Source organism: Aquamicrobium zhengzhouense (genome assembly GCF_016124105.1).
Classification (GTDB): Bacteria; Pseudomonadota; Alphaproteobacteria; order Rhizobiales; family Rhizobiaceae; genus Aerobium; species Aerobium zhengzhouense.
Genome location: NZ_JADGMQ010000012.1, coordinates 18,304 through 34,984, shown reverse-complemented (window position 1 = coordinate 34,984; position 16,681 = coordinate 18,304). Strand labels below are relative to the sequence as shown.

The 16,681-nt window shown below is 60.5% G+C and carries 14 protein-coding genes; 5 read left to right on the top strand and 9 right to left on the bottom strand.

Features of this window, described 5'->3' with window-relative positions; all coding sequences use genetic code 11:
- Window positions 1-3: 3 nt before the first annotated feature.
- Both IOD40_RS14985 and purD read right to left on the bottom strand, forming a co-directional pair.
- Window positions 4-1,779 (bottom strand): acyl-CoA dehydrogenase, encoded by a 1,776-nt coding sequence (locus tag IOD40_RS14985; protein WP_198477504.1) that lies wholly within the window; start codon window positions 1,777-1,779, stop codon window positions 4-6.
- 250 nt (window positions 1,780-2,029) lie between these two features.
- Window positions 2,030-3,307, bottom strand: coding sequence for a phosphoribosylamine--glycine ligase (gene purD, locus IOD40_RS14980; RefSeq protein ID WP_198477503.1), 1,278 nt, complete (start codon window positions 3,305-3,307; stop codon window positions 2,030-2,032).
- A gap of 115 nt (window positions 3,308-3,422) precedes the next feature.
- Here purD and ubiA point away from each other — a divergent pair, with 115 nt between their 5' ends.
- Window positions 3,423-4,406 carry a 4-hydroxybenzoate octaprenyltransferase gene (gene ubiA / locus IOD40_RS14975; RefSeq protein ID WP_198477585.1) on the top strand — a complete coding sequence of 328 codons (984 nt, stop codon included), beginning with the start codon at window positions 3,423-3,425 and terminating at the stop codon, window positions 4,404-4,406.
- Window positions 4,407-4,443: 37 nt separating this feature from the next.
- Here the strand turns inward: ubiA and IOD40_RS14970 are convergent, their stop codons facing one another.
- The 3 genes from IOD40_RS14970 to IOD40_RS14960 all read right to left on the bottom strand — a co-directional run bounded on the left by IOD40_RS14970 (window position 4,444) and on the right by IOD40_RS14960 (window position 7,598).
- Window positions 4,444-5,010 (bottom strand): DUF6101 family protein, encoded by a 567-nt coding sequence (locus tag IOD40_RS14970; protein WP_325099749.1) that lies wholly within the window; start codon window positions 5,008-5,010, stop codon window positions 4,444-4,446.
- Window positions 5,011-5,211: 201 nt separating this feature from the next.
- Window positions 5,212-6,621: an FAD-binding oxidoreductase gene (locus tag IOD40_RS14965; RefSeq protein ID WP_198477501.1), complete on the bottom strand. Its 1,410-nt coding sequence runs from the start codon at window positions 6,619-6,621 to the stop codon at window positions 5,212-5,214.
- The gene (locus tag IOD40_RS14960) at window positions 6,621-7,598 is read right to left on the bottom strand and encodes an L-threonylcarbamoyladenylate synthase (protein WP_198477500.1); all 978 of its coding nucleotides are present in this window, start codon (window positions 7,596-7,598) and stop codon (window positions 6,621-6,623) included. The genes IOD40_RS14965 and IOD40_RS14960 overlap by 1 nt, the downstream gene beginning before the upstream one ends.
- Window positions 7,599-7,721: 123 nt before the next feature.
- On the opposite strand from IOD40_RS14960, the gene IOD40_RS14955 reads away from it, so the two are divergent.
- Both IOD40_RS14955 and IOD40_RS14950 read left to right on the top strand, forming a co-directional pair.
- The gene (locus IOD40_RS14955) at window positions 7,722-8,093 is read left to right on the top strand and encodes a hypothetical protein (RefSeq protein WP_198477499.1); all 372 of its coding nucleotides are present in this window, start codon (window positions 7,722-7,724) and stop codon (window positions 8,091-8,093) included.
- 66 nt (window positions 8,094-8,159) lie between these two features.
- The gene (locus IOD40_RS14950; RefSeq protein WP_198477498.1) at window positions 8,160-8,582 is read left to right on the top strand and encodes a hypothetical protein; all 423 of its coding nucleotides are present in this window, start codon (window positions 8,160-8,162) and stop codon (window positions 8,580-8,582) included.
- Window positions 8,583-9,038: 456 nt separating this feature from the next.
- On the opposite strand, the gene glyS is transcribed toward IOD40_RS14950, so the two are convergent.
- From glyS to IOD40_RS14930, 4 genes are all read right to left on the bottom strand, one after another.
- Window positions 9,039-11,267 (bottom strand): glycine--tRNA ligase subunit beta, encoded by a 2,229-nt coding sequence (gene glyS / locus IOD40_RS14945; protein WP_198477497.1) that lies wholly within the window; start codon window positions 11,265-11,267, stop codon window positions 9,039-9,041.
- A gap of 1 nt (window position 11,268) precedes the next feature.
- Window positions 11,269-12,198 (bottom strand): glycine--tRNA ligase subunit alpha, encoded by a 930-nt coding sequence (locus tag IOD40_RS14940; RefSeq protein WP_210336935.1) that lies wholly within the window; start codon window positions 12,196-12,198, stop codon window positions 11,269-11,271.
- A 102-nt stretch (window positions 12,199-12,300) separates the two neighbouring features.
- The gene (locus IOD40_RS14935; protein WP_198477495.1) at window positions 12,301-14,310 is read right to left on the bottom strand and encodes a tetratricopeptide repeat protein; all 2,010 of its coding nucleotides are present in this window, start codon (window positions 14,308-14,310) and stop codon (window positions 12,301-12,303) included.
- Between the two features lie 128 nt (window positions 14,311-14,438).
- A complete protein-coding gene (locus IOD40_RS14930) occupies window positions 14,439-15,455 on the bottom strand; it encodes a polyprenyl synthetase family protein (RefSeq protein WP_198477584.1) in 1,017 nt (338 codons plus the stop codon).
- 153 nt (window positions 15,456-15,608) lie between these two features.
- Here IOD40_RS14930 and IOD40_RS14925 point away from each other — a divergent pair, with 153 nt between their 5' ends.
- Complete coding sequence (locus IOD40_RS14925) at window positions 15,609-15,833, top strand: putative signal transducing protein (protein ID WP_198477494.1); 225 nt, start codon at window positions 15,609-15,611, stop codon at window positions 15,831-15,833.
- On the top strand, window positions 15,830-16,633 hold the full coding sequence (locus IOD40_RS14920; RefSeq protein WP_198477493.1) for a tRNA1(Val) (adenine(37)-N6)-methyltransferase: 804 nt from the start codon (window positions 15,830-15,832) through the stop codon (window positions 16,631-16,633). The genes IOD40_RS14925 and IOD40_RS14920 overlap by 4 nt, the downstream gene beginning before the upstream one ends.
- Window positions 16,634-16,681: the final 48 nt, after the last annotated feature.

The following is a 16,681-nucleotide window of genomic DNA, read 5'->3' as shown; positions in this document are numbered from 1 at the left end:
GTGTCAGGCGTGCAGAGACGCTCCTGCTTCTGCAAGGCTCTCTGCGCCTTCGATCACGCGGCTTTTGAGCGCGGATGTTTCCTGAATGAGATTCTCGGCGAAGAAGCGAGCAAGCGCGACGCGCGATGGCGAGCGGTCGGCCAGCGCTCCGCGCACCAGATAGGCGCCGCCGGCTGCCAGCGCGAACAGGCGCAGATACGGCGTCGCGCCCGCCAGCGCGGCTTCCGAGCGGCCTGCGGCCTGGGTTTCAAGCAAGAAATTGGTCGCCTCTTCCAATTCGGTGAGTGCGTTGGCGCAATTATCAGCGGTGCGACCAAAGCCTTTGGCATTCGAGGCACGTAGCGCCTCTATATCGTTGCGAAGTTCGGCAATGTAGGTGTGAACCTGCTCGCCGCCCGACAGCGGCAATTTGCGCGCGACGAGGTCAATCGCCTGGATGCCGTTGGTGCCTTCATAGATCGGCGCAATGCGGGCATCGCGGAGGAGTGCCGCAGCGCCGGTCTCTTCAATATAGCCCATCCCGCCGTGGACCTGCACGCCAAGCGAGGCGACATCCACGCCGATATCGGTGGCGAAAGCCTTCGACACCGGCGTCAACAGCCCGGCCCGCTCCTGCCAGTGCCGTGCGTCTTCTGCCTCACCGATGCGCGACATGTCGATGGCGTGCGCACACGAGTAGGAGATGGCGCGAGCCGCGTGCGTCAGCGCTTTCATGGTCAGCAGATTTCGCTGTACATCCGGGTGGTGGATGATCGGAGCCATCCCCTCGCCCTGATAGGTAGAAGCCTTGCCCTGACGGCGCTCCTGCGCGTAGGCCAGCGCCTTCTGATACGCCGCTTCGGCAACAGCAACACCCTGCATGCCCACGGCAAGGCGGGCATTGTTCATCATGGTGAACATGCAGGCGAGGCCCTTGTTCTCCTCGCCGATCAGCCAGCCAATCGCCCCCGGCTCCGCTGCCTCCGCATAGCCATCGCCAAAGATCATCGTGCAGGTGGGCGATCCGTGAATACCCAGCTTATGCTCGACAGAGGCGCAGAAAACATCATTGCGCTGGCCGAGCGAGCCGTCCTCATTCACCAGGAACTTTGGAACGAGGAAAAGCGAGATACCACGCGTCCCGGCGGGCGCATCTGGCAGGCGCGCCAGGACGAGATGGACGATGTTGTCGGTAAAATCCTGCTCGCCATAGGTAATGAAAATCTTCTGGCCGAAGATCCGGTACGTGCCGTCGCGTGCTGGCTCCGCGCGGGCCCGCAACGCCGCGAGATCAGAACCCGCCTGCGGCTCCGTCAGGTTCATGGTGCCCATCCACTCGCCGGAAACGAGCTTTTCAAGATAAGTCGCGCGCAGCTCTTCAGACGCGTGCTTTTCGAGCGCCTCGATCGCGCCCATGGTCAAGGTCGGTCCGATGGCAAAGCCGAGCGAACCTGAATTCCACATCTCCAGCGCCGCGACCGACAGCATGGTTGGCAAACCCTGCCCGCCATATTCCTCAGGCGCTGCAAGTGCATTCCATCCGCCCTCAATCCAGCGATGATAGAGCTCTTTCCAACCCGGTGGCGTCGTCACCGCACCGTCCTTCAGGACAGCGCCGTGCGTGTCACCTGACTCACGCAGGGGGAAAATCTCATCATTCGCGAACCTGCCGGCTTCGGAGAGAATCGCATCGACGAGATCTTCCGTCAGTTCGCCGAATTTTTCTGCCTCGATCGCAGCCTTGAGGCCGGCGATGTGGTTGAGCGTGTGGGCGATTTCTTCAACCGGCGCACGGTACATTCACAGCTTCCTTTCGAGAGGTAGAGGACAGGAACCACAGCGGCGTCCCGCTTTACAAGACTAACGCGCTCGAGCTTTCATTCAACGAAACTGCTAATTTCTTTTTACGTAAACGTCAAACAAAACACATCCGAATTGGGTGACGCAGGGTAGGCCCGAAAGGGATCAATCCGGCTCGTCGCAAGGTCATTCATAAAGAAAAAGCCCCGCCGGTGCTCGGCAGGGCTATGATCATATTTTCCGAAGGCCGTCAGGCCGTTTCACGTTCAATGGCCCGCCAGCCAATGTCGCGGCGGCAAAAACCACCGCTCCAGTCGATCGCATCCACTGCCTCATAGGCGCGCTGAGCCGCCTCGGAGACCGTTGCGCCCGTCGCGGTGACGCTAAGGACGCGCCCACCATTGGCGATGAGGTCGCCTTGTTCATTGCGAGCAGTCCCCGCATGAAACACCTGCACCTCATCGCTCTCGGCCGCTTCAACGCCGGAAATGACTGTGCCCTTCCTCGGAGAGGCTGGATAACCCTCCGCGGCCATGACAACTGTGAGCGCTGCCTGATCGTGCCAGCGTACGGACAAGTGCGAAAGCTGACCGTCCACGGCCGCGTTCATGATCGTCAGTACGTCGTCCTTAAGCCGCGTCATCAAAACCTGGCACTCGGGATCACCGAAGCGGGTGTTGTATTCGATGAGTTTCGGACCGTCCTCGCCAATCATCAAGCCTGCAAAGAGCATGCCCTTGAAGGGAGCACCAAGCTCGATCATCCCGCGCATGGTCGGCTCGATGATCTCGCGCATCACGCGCGCTTCCATTTCGGGCGTCATCACCGGAGCCGGTGAATAAGCGCCCATTCCTCCGGTATTCGGGCCAGTGTCCCCTTCACCAACGCGTTTGTGATCCTGTGCCGAACCGAACGGCAGGGCCGTGGTCCCATCACAGATGCAGAAGAAGCTGGCCTCTTCGCCTTCCAGGAACTCTTCAACAACGACCTCGGCACCCGCCGCACCGAAAGCGCCTTCGAAGCAGGCGTCGATGGCATCGAGCGCCTCATCCAGCTCCATCGCGACCGTCACCCCCTTGCCGGCAGCAAGACCGTCGGCCTTGATGACGATTGGTGCACCGACCTGTCTTGCATAGGCCTTGGCCTTGGGCGCGTTGTTGAAGCGACCATACGCTGCCGTTGGAATACCAAACCGGGCACACAGATCCTTGGTGAAGCCCTTGGAGCCCTCAAGCTGAGCAGCCTTTTGCGATGGCCCGAAGACGCGGATGCCGGCTGCCTCCAGTTCGTCTGCCAGACCTGCAACCAATGGCGCTTCAGGACCGACGACTACAAGGTCGATTCCTCTATCCTTGGCGAAAGCCAGGATCGCCGCATGATCATCGATCGAAAGCGATACGCACTCCGCTTCCTGCGCAATTCCCGGATTGCCGGGGGCTGCATAAAGCTTCGCCAGCAGCGGCGAGGCCGCGAGCTTCCATGCCAAAGCGTGCTCACGCCCGCCAGAGCCGATCAGCAAAACGTTCATCGCGGCGATTCCTCATCACTGTTGGTTCGCGGCTTTCCGGTAGGGCTGCGCGCCGCTATGGTCAAGCTTGCACCTTACACTTGACGATCGGTTGGAGCGCTGCCACTCCCCCGCTATGGAAAACGTTCAGTCAAAAGAAACGCAAGGTCGCGTCGCTGACGCACCTTCTGGCCACTGGGTTTACCGTCTGCTGCCACGGGGCCTTTGGCCGTATGCGCAGCTGGCCCGCTGGGATCGCCCGATCGGCTGGTGGCTTCTCATGTGGCCGTGCTGGTGGTCCACTGCCATGGCTGCTGCAGCTTACGCCAAGCCCGGAGCAGACCTTTTGGATGTCTTGCCCTCACCGTGGCATTTGTTCCTGTTCATGGCCGGTTCAATCCTGATGCGCGGCGCAGGCTGCACCTATAACGACATCGTTGATCAGGACATTGACGAGAAGGTCGCCCGCACGCGCTCGCGTCCACTTCCTGCCGGTCAGGTGAGCAAAAAGCAGGCGTGGGGCTTTCTGGCGCTGCAGTGCCTGCTCGGCTTGGTTATCCTGCTGCAGTTCAACTGGTTCGCAGTCGTGGTCGGCATCGCCTCCCTGTTGACCGTGGCGGTCTATCCGTTTGCCAAGCGCTTCACTGATTGGCCGCAGCTTTTCCTCGGCTTTGCGTTCTCGTGGGGCGCGCTTATGGGCTGGGCAGCCCATTTCGGTTCCCTCGAGCTTGCACCCGTGCTGCTTTATTTCGGCTCGATCCTGTGGGTGATTGGCTACGACACGCTTTATGCGCACCAGGACAAGGAGGATGACGCCCTCGTCGGCGTTCGCTCCACCGCCCGTCTGTTCGGTGACAAGACCAAGCAGTGGCTGGTCGCACTTTACAGCATGGCACTGCTGTTCTTCATCGTGGCTTTTGCCAATGCCGAGGTCCCGATGCCGGCACTTGCAGGTCTTGTTGCCGCAGCCGCGCACATGATCCGTCAGATCCGGGTTCTCGACATCGACAATCCCGATCAATGCCTGAAGCTCTTCAAGTCGAACTCCACCGTTGGCTGGCTGATTTTCCTCGGCCTCGTTGTCGGCGGAGTCTGGCCAGTCATCAGCCAGAACTTCTAAGTTCCGGCTGATGACATCTTTCCATCGCGCGCCTCAATTAAGTGCGCGCGATGATCTCCTCTCCGTCGACGATCAGGCGCACTCCGAGTTCACCAGTCTTGCGGCGGGCGAGAAAACGCGGGCGGCGCTGCAGGGAGACGCGTCCCTTGCGTCGCTCGGTCGGCGGCGCCTTCTTCACCAGACCGAATGTGTCATCCAGTGAACGCGCCACTCCGTCAGCTTCCACCAGCAGCATGGGCAGTTTGAACGCCTCGGACCATGCCCGCCAATCCGCCGCAACGTTCTCCAGATCGTGAGCGACCATCAGCGGAACCGACAGCATCGGGTCGGAATGCATCAGTTCCAGCGTGACCGTTACGTTGCCATTGCCATCTTCGATGGCGCGAGCGGCCACGCCTTTAAATGCGCGAGGAGGCAGGGCGACAGCAACCGGCAGGCCGCTGCTTTCAAGCGTCCGGCGGATCGTCGCGCCCCGGTTGCTGACAGTGAACGTCACGTCTCCGTGAGCGTCCTGCGTTGCAAAGGATGCCGCGAGCGGCATCCGGAATGGGTCAAGCCGAAAATCTGCATCGGCCCAATCGGGCTTGAGCTGTGTGTGTGACACTGTTTTGCCTTCCTGTCTCATCCTGAGAGCCGGTTTTCCGGTCTTCTCGCGGGTGGTTTTTCCCACCTCGTTATGGGTGTGAGACTAGGCGCTGGCCGTGTCAGACGGCTTAAAAATCACGGTTAAGGTTTAGTGGCCTTTGGCGATGGTTATCGCTTTGCAACCAGGTGTAAGAACTGGGAAACCTATGTAAATGTTAAATTAAATTACCTTGTTTGGGTTCATGATACCCGCAGGATCAAAGGCTTTCTTGACCCGACGCATCAAGTCGGTGGCGACTGCTGGCGCAGTTGCAATCAGCTCATCCCGCTTCATGCGACCAATGCCGTGCTCAGCCGAGATCGACCCGTTATACGCCCGAACGATTTCGTGCACCGCATCGTTAATCTCACGATAGCGAGCAAGGAAATCTGCGAGCTGAGTCTCTACCGGCTGGGAGATGTTGTAGTGGAGATTTCCGTCGCCCATATGGCCGAAGCACACGAGGCGAGCCTCGGGCTCAAGCCGCTTTACCGCTTCCCAGGCCTCATCAATGAATTGCGGGATCAGCGCCACCGGCACCGAAACGTCGTGCTTGATCGATGCGCCTTCCGGCTTTTGGGCTTCCGACATGTGTTCGCGAAGGTTCCAGAGTGCCGCAGCCTGTGTCAGGCTTTCCGCAAGCACACCATCGGCAACCAGCTCGTCTTCAAACCCTTCTTCCAGAATCTCCTCGATCAGCTTGCGCGCGTCATCGGCGGAGCGGCCGGATGATATCTCCATCAAGACATACCACGGGTACGGCTCAGAAAGCGGATGGGCCGTATCTGGGACATGCCGCAGGACAAATTCCAGTGAGTCGTGGATCATCAACTCAAAACCGGTGAGGCTCTGCCCTGCCCGGTCGCTCGCCTTGCCGAAGAGCTTGAGCGCGTCTGCGGGGCTCCGCACTCCCAGCCAAGCGATTTCGCGGCCGCGCGGCTGTGGATAAAGCTTCATGACCGCGGCCGTGATAACGCCGAGGGTCCCTTCAGCGCCGACGAAGAGATTCTTCAAATCGTAGCCGGTATTGTCCTTCTTGAGCTTGCGAAGATCGTCCAGCACCTCGCCCGTCGGCAGCACCACCTCGACACCGAGGCAAAGGTCACGCGTGTTCCCATAGGCAAGGACGCCAGTGCCACCGGCGTTGGATGACAAATTGCCACCAATCTGAGCAGTGCCCTGAGAGGCGAGCGACAACGGAAACAGTTTTCCTGCCTCTTCCGCCGCATCGCGAAGGCGCTGCAAAGTCACACCGGCTTCAACCGTAATCGTGTTCGACTGAAGGTCGAGGTCGCGGATCTTGTCAAAGCGCGAGAGAGACAAGACGACTTCATCGCCACTTTGGTCAGGCATCTGCCCGCCAACCAGACCGGTATTGCCGCCCTGCGGCACGATCGGCGTCCCGGTCTCCGTCGCCAGCTTGAGGATTTCACTGACCTCGTCGACCGTGCCCGGCCGCAAGACGAGCAGCGTCTTCCCTGCCCATAAGCCCCGGCGTTCGGTAACGTAGGGCGCAATGTCCGCTTCTTCGCGAAGCGCATATCTCTCACCCACGATTGCTACGAAACGCTCGATCAGGCTGGCATCCATTATTGCTGGCTCCCGGACTCGTTTCCCCGTGGCGCTGCTGCGCGGCGCAGACGGTCATTGATCGCCTCGCCAAGCCCTTCCTGGGGCAATGGTTCGACGGCAATCACCGACGCGCCTGAGCGGTCAAGCGCCTGGAGATGGCTGTAGAGGTTGGCTGCTGCTTCGCGCAGCGAGCCATGTTCAGAAAGATTGAGCATAGCGAGCGCCGTACCGGCACCTGCGATGCGGCTGGGGCCAAAGGCAAGGAGCGCCTCACCCTCACGCAACTCCGTCGCATCAAGGCGCACACGTGCATCCGGCGCATAGTGCGACAACATCATACCCGGTGCCTCAATGCCCTTCGTCCCGCCGCGGAGCACTGCGAGCCCCGTTAAAGCCTCGAGATCACCCGCCGTCACGCTGCCCGGGCGAAGGATACGCACACCCTCAGGCGTCACCTTGGCAATCGTGGATTCGACGCCGACATCGGCAGGGCCGCCATCAACGACGAGCTTGATCTTGCCACCAAGATCCGCGTTGACGGCCTGCGCCGTCGTCCCGCTGATCTTGCCCGACGAGTTCGCGGACGGCGCCGCAAGTGGCCTTCCTAGCCGCTGGATCAGCTGGCTTGCGAAGCCACGCGGCATGCGAAGCGCCACGGTCTCGAGGCCGGCAGACACCAGGCCATGTACGCCATGGCCTTCGCGCAACGGCAAAACCAATGTCAGCGGGCCTGGCCAGAATTTTTGCGCTAGCGTCAGCGATATCTCGTCGAAGACAGCAATCCGATGCGCCATCTCCATGTCAGCAACATGGACAATCAGAGGGTTGAAGCGTGGACGGCCTTTGACCTCGAAGATACGCGCGACTGCTTCCCCGTTGGTTGCGTCAGCGGCCAGGCCGTAAACGGTTTCCGTCGGGATGGCGACCGGCTCACCGGATCGCAAGATGTCGAGGGCGTCTTCTAAAGCCTGTTCAGGCGGGAGGATCTTGGCCAATTCCAGCTCCGTGCGGTCGGCCTCTGCCTATCGCGCACGCCCTTATGCCGCAAGTGCCCGAACGTCACCGATTTATTAATCCGAGGGTGGCAAGGTGGCCTCTGGATCATCTGTGTGCGTGTCATGTACCGAGTTTTCAGCGCCATCTTGCCTGCACTTGTCGCGAGTGTCGGATCAGCTGCAGCGTCGTCTTCGATTATCAGCCTGCCGGCCGCAGATGCCGGCGCTTCGCCTTCGGTAATCGCACGCGGCATCGTGGCCGCCCCGCGCATGGAAGCCGAGCCAGTTGCTGCAGTTGAGAGCAACCCCGGGCTGTTCGGGATCACCGACTCCGTCCCGGCGGTTGGCGCTGACGCCATTCCCCCAAACGAAAAGCCTGTTGCATCGATTGTGACAAACCCCGAAGCGCTGCTCGCTCCTTGGCTGAGCTCCGACGCACCGCTCATCATTCGCGGGAGCGCGCACGAAACGATCGCTGCGTCCCGGGAAGAATAGCCTTACGCGCTTGACGACCTGAGCGGGCCCCGCCACGATCACCCGCTAATTTAGGGGTGCTATTACGTGCTTGAACTGACGATCAATTTTGTCCTCAAATTCTTCCATATATTCGGCCTGATGCTGGGCGCTGCCTCGGGCTTCGGCTCGATGGTGGTCGCGCGCCAGATGCGCCGCGCGCCCTCGCCAGAAATTGCCAAGCTGCGACCATTCTTCATCAAGCTTGCACTCGCCGGCATCATCCTCCTCTGGATCACCGGCCTTGGCCTCTGGGTGATGCGCTATGACATGGCTCAGCTTGGCCGTCTCTACGACATCAAGATGCTGGTCGCGGCGATCCTTCTGGTCATCGTCATCTTCATGAACATGACGCTCCGCCGCGCCGCCAAAGCCGGCACCCCACCCCCCGCATGGCTCCCCAAACTCGGCATGTCGACGCCCTTCCTGACGCTAATTGCGATGGGTCTGGGCGTCTGGGTGTTTATCTAAGGGTTTTGTCGGGGGTCGCACAAAGCACCCCCACCCTTACCCTCCCCGCAAGGGGGAGGGAGACGTAAGCGGAACACATGTTTTTTCAACGCAGCGCCAAGCCTCCATGGCTGGCACCAATTCCCCTCCCCCTTGTGGGGAGGGGTTAGGGGTGGGGGTAAACACCCTCACCACGAGCGCTGACCATACGCTAGCCAATCACTAAAGCCGCGCTTCCGACACCCCTACCCTGACCCTCCCCTCAGGGGGGAGGGAGACGTGAGCGGCGTGCGCGTTCTTGCACGCAACACCAAGCTGCCGCGGGTGAAAACACTCGCGGCGACTTAGGCTCAAGTTATTCAGAAAACCTTTGCGCCAGGCCTCAATGGCCGGCACCAATTCCCCTCCCCCTTGTGGGGAGGGGTTAAGGGTGGGGGTATCTTACGCAGACGCCAGCAACCAGCGTCTGCCCTACCCTCAGCCTGCAATCTTGGAGAAGTCGGCGACCTGGCCGGTGGCGCTGCGGATACGGGACAGCAGCGCAAGACGGTTGGCGCGAACGGCCGCGTCCTCGTCATTCACGAGCACGGCCTCGAAAAACGCGTCGACCGGGGCACGCAGCACCGACAGCGCCTGCATGGCGCCAGCAAAATCCTGCAGCGCGACAGCCTTGGCAGCTTCGCTCTCAGCCGAGTTGATCGCCGTGAACAGCTCCCGCTCTGCGTCCTCGCGGAACAGCTCCGGATTGGCTTCAGACGCAACAACCGTGCCCTTCTTCTCCTCGGCGGCCAGAATGTTGGCCGCGCGCTTGGTTCCGGCGAGCAAGTTCTTGCCATCGTCGGAATCAAGGAAGATACCGAGGGCAGCGACGCGGCTGACGACGAGCAAAAGATCATCAGCTTCCGGTGAGATCACCGCGTCGATCAGATCATGCCGCGCACCCTTGTCGCGCAGATAAACCTTCAGCCGGTCGTGGAGGAAGGACAGGAGATCTACAGTGCGATCGTAGTCGCCAACCGTAGCGTGAGCGCTCATAGATGCTCCACCCTCTCGCCGCATTTCGCGAACGGTTGCGTCGAGAATATCTGCGTCGACTAGCTGGAAGTGCGACTCGACTACTTGCGCCAAGCCCACTCTCACACCGTTCTCTACGATGATGCGGATGACGCCAAGCGCTGCACGACGCAGCGCATATGGGTCTTTCGAGCCCGTCGGCTTTTCGTCGATGGCCCAGAAGCCGGTCAGCGTGTCGAGCTTGTCGGCGAGCGCAACGGCGACCGAAACCGGGTCAGTAGGAACGACGTCGGACGGACCCTGCGGGCGATAGTGCTCTTCAAGCGCAGCAGCAACGGAAGCATCTTCGCCCTGAAGCAGCGCGTATTTTCGGCCCATCGCACCCTGAAGTTCAGGGAACTCGCCGACGACTTCGGTCTGAAGGTCTGCCTTGGCAAGAACGGCGGCGCGGCGGGCCAGTGCCTGGTCAGCGCCAACAACCTCGGCCAGCTCTTCAGCGAGCTTGGCGATACGCGCAACGCGCTGCCCTTGCGTGCCTAGCTTGGCGTGGAAGGTGACGCCGAGCCTGTCGAGACGCGCCATACGCTGGTCGAGCGGCTTCTTCAAATCGAGGCCGAACTTTTCAGCCGAGTCCGCCAGAAGATCGAGATCCGGCAGGTCGGCCTGGTCGGTCTTCCAGAAATGCACGGCGTCGGAGAGGCGTGCGCGCACGACTTTGCCGTTGCCGTAAGCGATTTCCTTGCCGCCATCCTTGGCCTCGATATTCGAAGTCAGGAGGAAATGGTTCGACAGCGTGTCGGTCGCGCCTTGCGGGCGGGTGACAAAGCACTTCTGGTTGGCGCGGATGGTGAGGCGGATGACTTCCGCCGGAATTTCGAGGAAGGCTTCCTCGAACTCGCCCATCAGAACGACCGGCCATTCGACGAGGCCCGAGACCTCCTCGAGCAGGCCCTCGTCCTCGACCAGTTCGAGACCAGCCGCGAAGGCAAGGTTCTTGGCGTCGTCGAGGATGATGCGCTTGCGGCGCTCGGCGTCGAGCACGACCTTGGCGGCTTCGAGCTTGGTGACGTAGTCGTCAAAGCGGCGAACCTCGATGGAATCAGGTGCATGGAAGCGATGGCCGTAGGTCACGTTGCCCGAGCGGATGCCGTCGACCTCAAAATCGACCACGACCGGCTCGGAGCTTTCCGGGCCGAACATGCAAACGATCGACTGCAGCGGGCGAACCCAACGCATCGAGCCCGGCTTTGCCGAAGCTGCGCCCCAGCGCATCGACTTCGGCCACGGGAAGTTGCGGATGACCGTCGGGATCAGTTCCGCGATGATTTCTTCAGCAGCGCGGCCCGTCTTGACGATGTGGGCGACATAGAAATCGCCCTTCTTCGGATCGGTGTGCACATGCGCGTCAGCGATCGACGCGATGCCGGCCTTGCGCAGGAAGCCCTGCACGGCCTGTTCAGGCGCCGAGGTCGACGGGCCCTTGATCTCGTCGCGCACATCCTTGGAGCGCGCGGTCAGGCCACGGATGTCGAGCGTCAGACGGCGCGGCGTCCAGTATTCGCTCGCGGCCTCATAGGTCAGGCCAGCCTCAACGAGGCCATCCATGACCGCCTTCTTGAGATCGCCCGCAGCCTTGCGCTGCATGCGGGCCGGGATTTCCTCGGAGCGAATTTCTAGCAGAAGATCAGGCATCTTACGCAGCCTCTGTCGTCGGTTTGAAGCCGCCGGCTTCGGTCTCAAGGAATGCTTCGCCACAGGCCTTGGCGAGGTTGCGGACGCGCAGGATGTAGCTCTGGCGCTCGGTGACCGAGATCACCCCGCGTGCGTCCAGCAGGTTAAAGGCGTGCGAAGCCTTGATGCACTGGTCGTAGGCCGGCAGCACCATCTGGTGCGACTTGCCTTCCGGGCGCTCAGCGCCGGCCGCCAAAAGCGCGCGGCACTCGTTCTCGGCATCGATGAAATGCTGGAACAGCGTCTCGGTGTTGGCGTGCTCAAAATTGTGACGCGAATATTCTTGCTCTGCCTGCAGGAAAACGTCGCCGTACGTGACCTTTTCATCACCTTCGCGACCGTTGAAGTTAAGGTCGTAGACGTTGTCGACGCCCTGAACATACATAGCAAGGCGCTCGAGGCCGTAGGTCAGTTCGCCAGCAACCGGCGAGCACTCGATGCCGCAAACCTGCTGGAAGTAGGTGAACTGCGACACTTCCATGCCGTCACACCAGCATTCCCAACCAAGGCCCCATGCGCCGAGCGTCGGGCTTTCCCAGTCGTCTTCGACGAAGCGGATATCGTGAACCAGCGGGTCGATGCCAATCGCGTTCAGCGAGCCGAGATAGAGTTCCTGCAGGTTCGACGGGTTCGGCTTCAGGATGACTTGATACTGGTAATAGTGCTGCAGACGGTTCGGGTTCTCACCGTAACGACCATCCTTCGGGCGGCGCGACGGCTGCACATAGGCAGCGTTCCAGCGCTTGGGGCCGAGAGCACGAAGCGTCGTCGCCGGATGGAATGTACCTGCACCGACCTCCATGTCGTATGGCTGCAGAACCACGCAGCCATAATCGGCCCAGTAATTGTGCAACGTAAGGATCAGCCCCTGAAATGAGCGGCTGGGGTGCATATGGTCGGGCAAAATAGCGTTCACTGAACTTCCTCGCGGCCGTGAGCGGGACGGGCCTCGTCCTAGATCGGCAGCAAGAGAGCGTCAAGAAGCGCGGAGAAGTCAGCGTGTCGCGTCGGGCAGTGTCAGACGCTGGCCGGGCACGATGACATCGGGCTTTCCGTTCAATGACGGGTTGAGCTGAATGATCTCACGAAAGCGCTCGCCATTGCCGAGACGTTCAACGGCGATGTCCCAAAGGCTCTGTCCGGGCTGAACAATATGGAAATTCGCTTCGGCCTCCTGCGGCTCGCTCGCTGGCGCAGCGGCGACTTCTTCTTCACGCGGCGCTGCGGCATCGCTCAGCACCTCATTGGTTCCGCCGGGACCTTCCGCAACCATCACACTCTGATCCGATGTTTCTTTCGAAACTTCCAAACCTTCGCGCAGCTTGCGCTCTGCATCAGCCTTGACCTTGTCGTCAGGCTCCATGGTCAGCGCGTGCCGCCATTGGAAAGTCGCCTCGCGCTTGCGCCCGACCTGCCAGTACGCGTCGCCCAGGTGGTCGTTGAGCACCGGATCATTCGGCATGAGACCGACCGCGCGCTCGAGTTCGCGGACAGCATCTTCGTAACGCCCCAGACGGTAATAAGCCCAGCCGAGCGAATCGACGATGTAGCCATCGCTAGGGCGCAAATCGGCGGCGCGTTGAATAAGCTTGAGCCCTTCCTCAAGGTTGATGTTCATATCAACCCAGGAATACCCCAGATAATTGAGCACCTGCGGCTGATCGGGGAAGAGTTCGAGTGCCTTCTTGAAGTTCGGCTCGGCCTTGTCCCATTCCTTCAGCCGCTCATAGGCGATGCCGCGCTGATAGTAGATGCTGAAATCGGCGCGCTGCGGTTCGTCGATTCGTGCGACCGCCTCCTCGTAGAGGTCAGCAGCATCGCGGTAGTTTTCCTGCCGCGCATAAACTCCGCCGAGCGCGAGATAGGCGCGCATGTCATCCTGATTCTTTTCGAGCGACAGCTTCAGGTGGTCTTCAGCTTCTTTGAAGCGCTCGAGGTCCGCAAGGTTGAGACCAAGCTGCAACTCGGCAATCGCCTTCATCGGCGAATCATCAGGGATCTTCTCGTAGTGCGAGATCGCCGTGAGCGCATCGTTCTGCTGCTCGGCGATGCCTGCAAGCTGAATCTGGATCGCATCACTGTCCGGACGCAGCGCCGCAGCGTACTGCAGATAAAGCCGCACAAACGATTCGCCGCCACTGCGGTTCAGCGCGGTTGCCAAGTTCAGTAGCACCTCGGCAGACCCGGCCTTCGCGTCCGGCACCATCATCGTCGGCATTTCGCCCGCTTCGATCGTCTCTCGCAGCGCATCAATTGTCACGCGGCCCGGGGCAAAACTGTCAGCAACCCCTAGCGCGGCCAAAGCGCCTTCCTTGTCGCCCTGTCGCGCCAGGAAGCCGGCCTGCGCTTCGATGGCGCGCAAATATGCTTCAGGTGCCGCGCTGCCCGCTGCCGCATCGTTGCCGACCTCGGAGAAGATTTTACGGGCGAGTTCGATGTCACCAGCCTGCTCGGCAATCAGTGCTCGGTGATATCCGACAAACAGATCGTACCAGTCAGGGCCCGACATTGCCTTGATATGGGCGAGCGCGTCGGAACCATCACCTGCGCCAAGCTTTGCCCAACCGGTCATCAATCCGGTGATAAGCCGGTCGAGGTCAGAAGCGAGCGCAAGCTTCAGCCAGTTCTGGACCTCGCCGTATTTTTCCTTACGCAGTGCATCGACGGCAAGGGCAAGCCGGGAAAAACGCTCGACTTCAGGGGTCTCTTTCAGGCTGCGCGCGAAAGGCAAAGCCTCATCGAACTTACCCTGGGAGATAAGCCCGAGAAGCAAGCTCTGCTGGATGGTCTGGTCGTCGGGGTCGAATGCGTGCGCGCGCTGATAATAGGCGATTGCAGCATCAAGATCGTTGTCGCTCTCGGCAATGCGCGCGGCAAGATAGGCACCTGTCAGCGTATTGACCGAAACGGCCTCCGGCTGGTTGGCCCGCACAGGCACCGAGCCCAGCGTGAGACTCGCGGCGATTGCTCCCGCTGCGATCAGGCTTCCAGTCTTGAGCCGCATTGATTCCCTTCCCGCTTGCTTGCGCATCCAGCCAATGCCGGCGGACACAACTGACGGCAAAGCATGGCCTTTTTACGAACGACGTTCAATCGGCTCGTTCACGTTAAGGCGACGAGAAGCTGTGTCCATCAGGTGACGCGGCTGATGCAGAAGTCGATGACATCCAGAAGCGCCTGCTTCTGTGGCGTGTCCTTGAGAGGTGCCAGCGCATCACGTGCAATGCCGCCGAAGTGGCGTGCGCGTCCGATCGTATCGGCGATCGAGTTGTGCTTCTTCATCAGCTTGAGAGCGAATTCGAGCTGCTCGTCGTCGGTCTGGTCTTTCTCGATTGCCGACTTCCAGAACTCGCGCTCTTCCTCAGATCCCCGGCGGAAGCTGAGGATGACAGGCAAAGTTACCTTACCTTCGCGGAAGTCGTCACCGACATTCTTGCCGAGGCTCGACGTATCGCCCGCGTAATCGAGCGCATCATCGATAAGCTGGAAGGCAAGTCCAAGATTGGTGCCGTAAGAGCGCAGCGCTGCCCGATCCGCCTTGGTGGCATCCGCTACAACTGGGCCTACTTCGGCTGCCGCCGAAAAGAGCGCAGCGGTCTTGGCCTTAATGACGGAGAGATATTCGTCCTCGGTGGTCTCGAGGTTCTTGGCAACGCTGAGCTGCAGCACTTCGCCTTCAGCAATCACCGAAGCCGCTGCCGATAGGATGTCGAGAGCTTCAAGCGATCCAACATCGACCATCATGCGGAAAGCCTGGCCGAGCAGGAAATCGCCGACGAGAACGCTCGCCTGGTTGCCCCAGATCATGCGAGCGGTGCGCTTTCCGCGGCGCATGTCGCTTTCGTCCACGACATCGTCATGCAGCAGGGTCGCTGTGTGCATGAATTCGACGCTGGTAGCCAGCTTGACGTGGCCGTCGCCCTCATAGCCGAACATCTGGGCAGCAGCCAGCGTCAGCATCGGGCGCAGCCGCTTGCCTCCGGATGAAATGAGGTGATTTGCCACCTCCGGAATCATGGTTACGTCAGAGCCCGCCTTGGACAGGATCAGTTCATTGACGCGGCCCATATCCTGTCTGGTGAGCGCGATCAGGTCCTCGATCGAAGCGCTCGTTCGCTTGCCATCATCAATGTTCACTACTACGCCCACCATCGGGTCTCCCGCAAAAACGGCCGCTGTTACCGCCATTTAGTCGCGGGACTCTATGGAGGCAAGCTCTTTGCAGCAAGTGACTAATTGGCGCGGACGCAAGGGAATGCGTTATGGATTTACAATAATTGCATCTCCTGAGAGGGTCTGCAGATGATTGAGCTTATGCGAACCAACGATGCTGTGATGCTCTCTTTTGTTGAGACATTGCTGCGCGATTCTGGCCTCTCCTTTTTTATCGCGGATCAGAATATGAGCGTGATTGAAGGCTCGCTGGGCATTTTGCCCCGTCGTATCATGATCAGCGAGGACCATTTGGAAGAGGCACGAATGCTTCTTAAAGACGCCGGAATCGATGGAGAGCTAAAAGGCGTATGAGGTTACAGCCTGCGACGAAGGACAGTTCGCCCGCACTCGAGGAACGAACGATCGATGCGTTCCATCGGGGTGACTTTTATTTGATCCAGCCGCGACGCGGGCACCGGGCAGGCACGGATGCCATGATGCTGGCTGCTGCAGTCCCGTCATCGTTTTCCGGTCGGCTGGTGGATCTGGGCGCTGGCGCTGGCGCAGCCGGACTTGCCGTTGCCTCTCGCTGCCGCAGTTCGCGGGTTGTGCTCGTCGAGCGCGAGGCCGAGACGGCCAATTGCGCCAGGGCTACCCTCGCATACCCGGAAAATTCGCGAATTGCGGGTCGAGGAGCGGTTATCGAGACGGACGTCACCCTGACCGGCAAGGCACGTATTGCTGCAGGGCTCGAAGATTCGAGCTTCGACTTCGCGATCATGAACCCGCCCTTCAACCTCCGTACCGATCGCCCCTCTCCGGACGACCTTCGACGCGGCGCCCATGTCATGGATGACGGCCTCTTCGAAAGCTGGCTGCGCACTGCCGCCGCCATTGTGCGCCCGAAGGGTGGCTTTGCCCTGATTGCCCGCCCCCGATCACTGACCGAAATTCTCGCGGCCATGGACGGTCGTTTCGGTGCTGCCCAGATCGTCCCGATCCTGCCCCGAGCTGATGAGCCGGCCATCCGCATCGTCATTCGCGCGATCCGGGCTTCGCGCGCGCCGCTGTCGCTGATGCCACCACTGATCATCCATGACGCAGCGGGTGATCATTTCAGCATCCGCGCTGATAATGTGAACAACGGTCGCGCATCTCTGTTCGGGGATTAAAACCCGCCACGGTCAGTGATCACAAGGATTTGCACCAAAGATATTGCG